The sequence below is a fragment of the Sphingobacterium sp. InxBP1 genome (assembly GCF_026191775.1).
GTDB lineage: Bacteria > Bacteroidota > Bacteroidia > Sphingobacteriales > Sphingobacteriaceae > Sphingobacterium > Sphingobacterium thalpophilum.
In genome coordinates this window covers 1-5,614 of sequence record NZ_JAINDX010000019.1, presented here as the reverse complement: position 1 = coordinate 5,614, position 5,614 = coordinate 1, and the positions used below count along the sequence as shown (strand labels likewise).

Sequence of the window (5,614 nt, the reverse complement as noted above, 5' to 3'; positions counted from 1 at the left end):
TTGGTCAGAACACTATCGACCTGGGCATACGTCGCGTTTCGGATCTCGGCTATAGGATACTGACCTCCGTACCCCCAGAGATAAACTGCAGTAGCTTCCTCACGTTTTTTTAGTTCCTGTGGCCGACCATTGGAGTTATATAAAGAAATCTGATATTCATTTGTGTATCGAGTATCGGCCGAAAACGAAGTCGGCGTTCCGTTTGGCGGTACAGTCCCTAAAGTCCGATTACTGAATTTGAAGTTCGACAATGGTACGGAATTTACTATATCCAATCCAAGCTGTACATCAACAAGACCTTTCCCCCCGGTCTTATATCTGGTCAAACTACCTGAAATAACAGCCCTATTGGTCCCTTGCTCTACAAAAGAAACTTGTTCGACGGGTAGGCCCGACAGCTTCCCACTGATCATATCATTGATAAATATCTCACCCTGAGCGTAATCATTGGGATACAAATACTGTATCACGTTCCGTTTCCCTTTACTGTCTAATCTCGTTTTACGTGACAGCTGTGCATGTACAGGATTATCGTAAAAGAAAGCATCGATCGTTTCCGAATAATCCGTTCCATTAATAGCATAATGTTTTGTCCTTACGGAATCTACATAAATCCATCGCTGCAGATGATCATATTCTAACAGGTCCAGCGGAGTAAATTTACTCTCACCGTAAAAATCGTCCGATAGATAACGTTGGTTCGCCACATATGCTTTGAAAGTATTGCTCCTTGTAGGATCTGATCTATAGCTGGTAGAAATCCTTTGAACAGGAATCACTATATTTCCATTGCGTTTAAAGATTAGTCTATCGATTTCAAGTCCATTCGAATGAGCATTACTCGTCCATGGTGCGTTGAAATCTTCTCCCTTATATACATATGGTCTAGAATTCGGATTGACTGTAAACTTATAGATCACACCGCCATTGCCCTGGCTATTTTCCTCAAAAACATCTGAATAGTATTGCGGGGCTGAATCGTAATACGAATCTCCAAAAATACTATTGGAGCTCAAAGTATATTTATAATATTTTCCAATGTAGTAATAGGTGGAGTAGGAACATTTATATTTTCCGGTCGTAAACCATTCAAAATAAGGGTCAGTATTTACCTTGCCGCTTGACTTCTTATCGACATCATTTATATCATAATAGCTATATTTCTTTTCATGGCTAACTCCATTCTCAGTAGTAATCACTTTAGATATCCTCACACCCGCACTAATTTGGTTTTTAAATGCTTTGGTATCTGGCGCGGATTTATAAGAATAGTTTACTGTACAGGAAACCTTATCTCCCTTTCCTGCTTCAACCCTAACCTGATAGTTATTTCCCGGCAGGAGATTTACTTCAAAACTTCCTGAGTTATAAGCCTGAACATTTTGGCTGGTTTCCTGAACTCCGTTCTTCAACAAAATTACTCTACCAGTTCCGGGATAAGTTCCATCCGTTGCAAGTATTTCACAGAAAAAAGAGAACCTAACCTTCTGTTGAAATGAAACAGTAAACACAGACGTTGTCTGGATGCCAGTTCCAAGCGTCCCCGTTCCCTTAACCGTTAGGCTCTCATTTACAAGCGGAGCTGGGATCGTATATTCCCGCCACGTCGTATTCGCCTCGTAAAGTAAACTGTCCATTCCTCCCGTGGGATATATAATACGCGACAACATTCCAGCAGTTACATATGTCTCGTCCGGCTCTCGATTGGCATTTACGTCACTAAAATAAGACGCCCATGCCTCATTTTGTGGCTTGGGTATTAATGTTGTGTTGGATTTACCATTAAAATACCCAAAATAATCCTGGCAGTTCGCGAACCGTCTTGGAAGGGAATTGAGATCTTTATAATCAAATTTATATTTTGAATCTATTGTCCCGACGGAATTCACAAACTGGATCTCAGTTAAGAAGCTCCGAAATCCAAGATTATTTCTATTCGCTAAAGCAACGCTATAAGGATAATAGGTACTGGATTTTTCCAAATAATTCAATATTACTTTTCTTACAGGAGATGTATAGCCTTTAGGAAAAATCTGGATATCTTTAAGAATTTTCCCGTCCTGCGCGCTATGGTCAATATAGGATAATTGTACATTTCCCAAAACTGAATTAATTTCTTTCAACAAATATGTTCGTGTATACATTATGGACGCACAATTAGACCTTGAATACGTTGGAGTGCCTGAAACACACGGTCCGTCGCCATCAGGATTATCTTTACGATAAGAATAAACTTCATTCACTCCAGTTACATAAGTATAATTGATGGCATCGTACAATAAGTTGATGGTTGTTCCATCCGGATGGGTTATTTTATATAAAAAATACGCTGTATTCGTAGGATCGGCAAAGACTTTTCCACAACCGCTTCCCATCTTATAGCTATATTCGACAGCAGGGCCTCCGAACTCATATTTTACTCCATCGGGTGTACAAATTTCGAAATGCGTTTGAGAAACACGACTAATTTTTAATCCGCTGTAATTTAGTAGAACTAAATTTCCCGCACCATCAAAAATGAATTTTCCTGAATAATTTCCAAAATTAAAACTAAAAATATCGGGTTCTCCATCATATACGCTGGCCGTAATGTTATAGCTGATCATACCTGTGATATAGTTATACGTTTCATCATCAACAGCATAAGGGTTAAAGGTACTTGGCAAGCGGTTGGTGCTTCTTTCATCATCTTCTCCCATAACTGTTCGTCGGATCACACCGCCAAGATTTGCAGACCAGCCAGTGCCTATAATTCCTCCATTATCATTGACCTTTAGACCATTGCTGGAATAGTTAATAGATAGTGGAACTTGAAGCGGGCCCGTTATAAAATTATATAGTTCGATAGTTTTATTCACCGTGCCCGATGCCAAACCAACATCGACTCCTCCATATTGACCTAAGCTATTTGCAGTTGGTGAAGCCTGAACAATATCGAGGGGGCTTTTTATATCCGGCTCTGATGTTGATGGGGTCTGCGCTTTAAGGTTTGGTACACAATCCAAAACTATAAAGACAGTAAAAAAGATCTTAAAAAATCTTAAGTAATATTTCTTAATCATAATTATTTATTCAATCATCTAACATATTATTTAGGCTCGGCCGAACATTAAATTTATTTTTTGGTGACTCGATGTAAAATGACAAGGCCATCAATAGGTTTTGCACACTGCCTTGCATAGCACGCGCTAAGCACACATAAGTTTAATGACTTCAACATATTCATGAGAATAAAAATGGTTAAAAACAATAAAAGGTAATTATAAATATAATAGATACGGCTAGTCCATTTGAGCTTAATTACTTTTCATCAGTTGGCCACGCGCATTAACTTAAGCTCAATTAAAGATAATAATTATTCGAAAACACTGTATAAAAAATTTCGTTAAATATTTCATTGCGTCAGACTTAAATGATAAGGACATTCATACGCTTCTGAACATTACCCAAATCTATCAATAGCTGTTTTCAAACTAAAGTCTTTCCATGTACTACTAAGTTCTCGCTCCCTATTTCAGCATCATAGAGCCTAGCGCCGTAAAAAGCCACATCTTTCGACGTGGCTATAAAAGATATTATTTATTGGAAATCACTCTGATTAATACGAATTGATCGATTTGGATCCACACATTTTCCTCACAAACCAAAGTTACACGTCCCATTTTATTGAAATCTTCAAATCTCAACTACAATATAGCCGTTATTCGTATTAACATGGGTTTTACATGTTGTCTTAACAAACAATAGTTTTACAGTTTAGTACCCTTATACGGTTTTAATATAAAAGAATCTGAATTGTTTTCTTTTATAATACGTTTCAACAATTCTTCATCCGTACTTAATAAATCGATATTCAAATGATCCAATATCTTTATAACGAAAGGTAATTTATTATGGGAAATATCAATATTCGAATAAAATAAATCATGTTCGTTAAAAACGCCATAAGGATATGAAATTAGTTCTTTCGAAAACTCAATCAAAGTATCTTCACTGAAGATCAAGGCACCTTTGAAATTTTTTGAAATATTATTTTGTTTAAATAAATTACGTAATGAAGGTAAATTATCCTCGTTGTTTGGAAGCCATTCAAAATCGTTTTTATCATGATTTAAAATCCACAAAGAACCTCGATCAAAAGTTAATATAACTTTCTTAAGCCAGGGGTCGTATACTTGAATAAACTCTGGTAAACTAATTGTTTTATCTTTCTTATTTAATTGAAATGACACACCATACCATTTGACTAAATTGGGTTCTTCAAAGAGAAATTCAATATATTGATCCCTATCATAAGGAAGTATATCTGTAAATGTATTCTTAAATTTTATCATAATGTTATATTAAATATTAGGGAATTGCTAATAATCCAAGCGACAATCCTCCAGTTTCCGGCGCTCCCAGTATAGCAACACCCCATTTAACGGTTTCCCAAACTGCAATACCAACCGCTACTCCCACACCGACCTTGACTGCAGTTCCAACAGTTGGGTATACAGTTCTGTAACCTGGTCCTTTTTCAGGCTGTACGTCCCAGTGAGGAGCATGAGTACCATTGTGATCATCGGGAACCCAAATATTACCGTTTTTATCCACCCATCCTGTTCCACGCGAACTTCGAGCTTTTCTTGCTCCTGATTTAGGTGCTTTATAACCCGCACTTTCAGGCGGCGGATTTTTTTTCATGTCCTCTAACGACGGTTTCTTTTTATCGTCCCCCTCTTCTTGATTTTTTTTATTTTCATTGGAAGACACAGAATTAGTGTTTTGATTCGTCGATCCTAAAGATTGTCCGGAATCGTCATTTTGTGATGCCCTAATACTTCGACTCCAAACACTTTCACCAACTACATTATTATGTATTGTAATTTCAGGAAGCCAATTTGGAGTAACTACTACTTCAGGCAGGAGTTGAGGCTCAGTCGCTGACATCCCGTCAGGATCGATCATCAGTATCGGATTATTCATTCCATAATTATATGGAGACAAATCTTCAAATACTTGTGCCAACGGATCCACCACATTCCAACGTCCTATCTCTGCATCATAGAACCTAGCTCCGTAATCCAGCTGATCGAGTCCCAGTTCAACCTGCTTCTCCTTCCCATTGTATTTGTACAGGTTTGATGCAGTGTTCAGTGCATTGCCCTGGTTCATCTCCATACCAAACGGATAATAGTCCTGGATCTGCTTGATCGTTCCACTATGGTCCACAACAGCACGTGTATTGCCCAGATGATCCTTCAGAAAATACTCATAAATATAAGAACTGCCGTTCGGAAGGATCCTCCCCTCCTCCGTCTGGATAAATTTCAGTACCCCGTTCTCGTACTGAATACCGTCAACATAATCCGTTACTGCCGAACCCATTGTTTTGGTCAGCTTTCTGCCATTCGCATCATAGCTGTAAACAAGGTTTTCAGCCCCCTTAACCAGCTTGCTAGGTAAATTTAAGTGATTATATTCAATCTTGCTAATCCCCAGACGTGAATTTGTGATTCCGTTGCCATTGGCATCATAGCTGAACGTGTTGGTCCTCGCCGCCGTACCCGCATCAGTGACTTTGGTCAGCTGGTTGCCCGAATACGTGTATTTAAAATTATTGTACCAGCCG

Annotated in this window: 3 protein-coding genes; all 3 read right to left on the bottom strand. The window is 38.3% G+C overall.

From position 1 onward, the window contains the following. Nucleotides 1-3,062, bottom strand: a 3,062-nt coding sequence (locus tag K7A41_RS00245; protein ID WP_265712099.1) for a hypothetical protein, incomplete at its 3' end; no start/stop codon positions are given. Nucleotides 3,063-3,749: 687 nt separating this feature from the next. After that, nucleotides 3,750-4,334 carry a hypothetical protein gene (locus K7A41_RS00240; RefSeq protein ID WP_265712098.1) on the bottom strand — a complete coding sequence of 195 codons (585 nt, stop codon included), beginning with the start codon at nt 4,332-4,334 and terminating at the stop codon, nt 3,750-3,752. Nucleotides 4,335-4,350: 16 nt separating this feature from the next. Continuing rightward, nucleotides 4,351-5,614 (bottom strand): RHS repeat domain-containing protein (locus K7A41_RS00235; protein WP_265712097.1); only part of this gene is annotated, 1,264 nt, incomplete at its 5' end.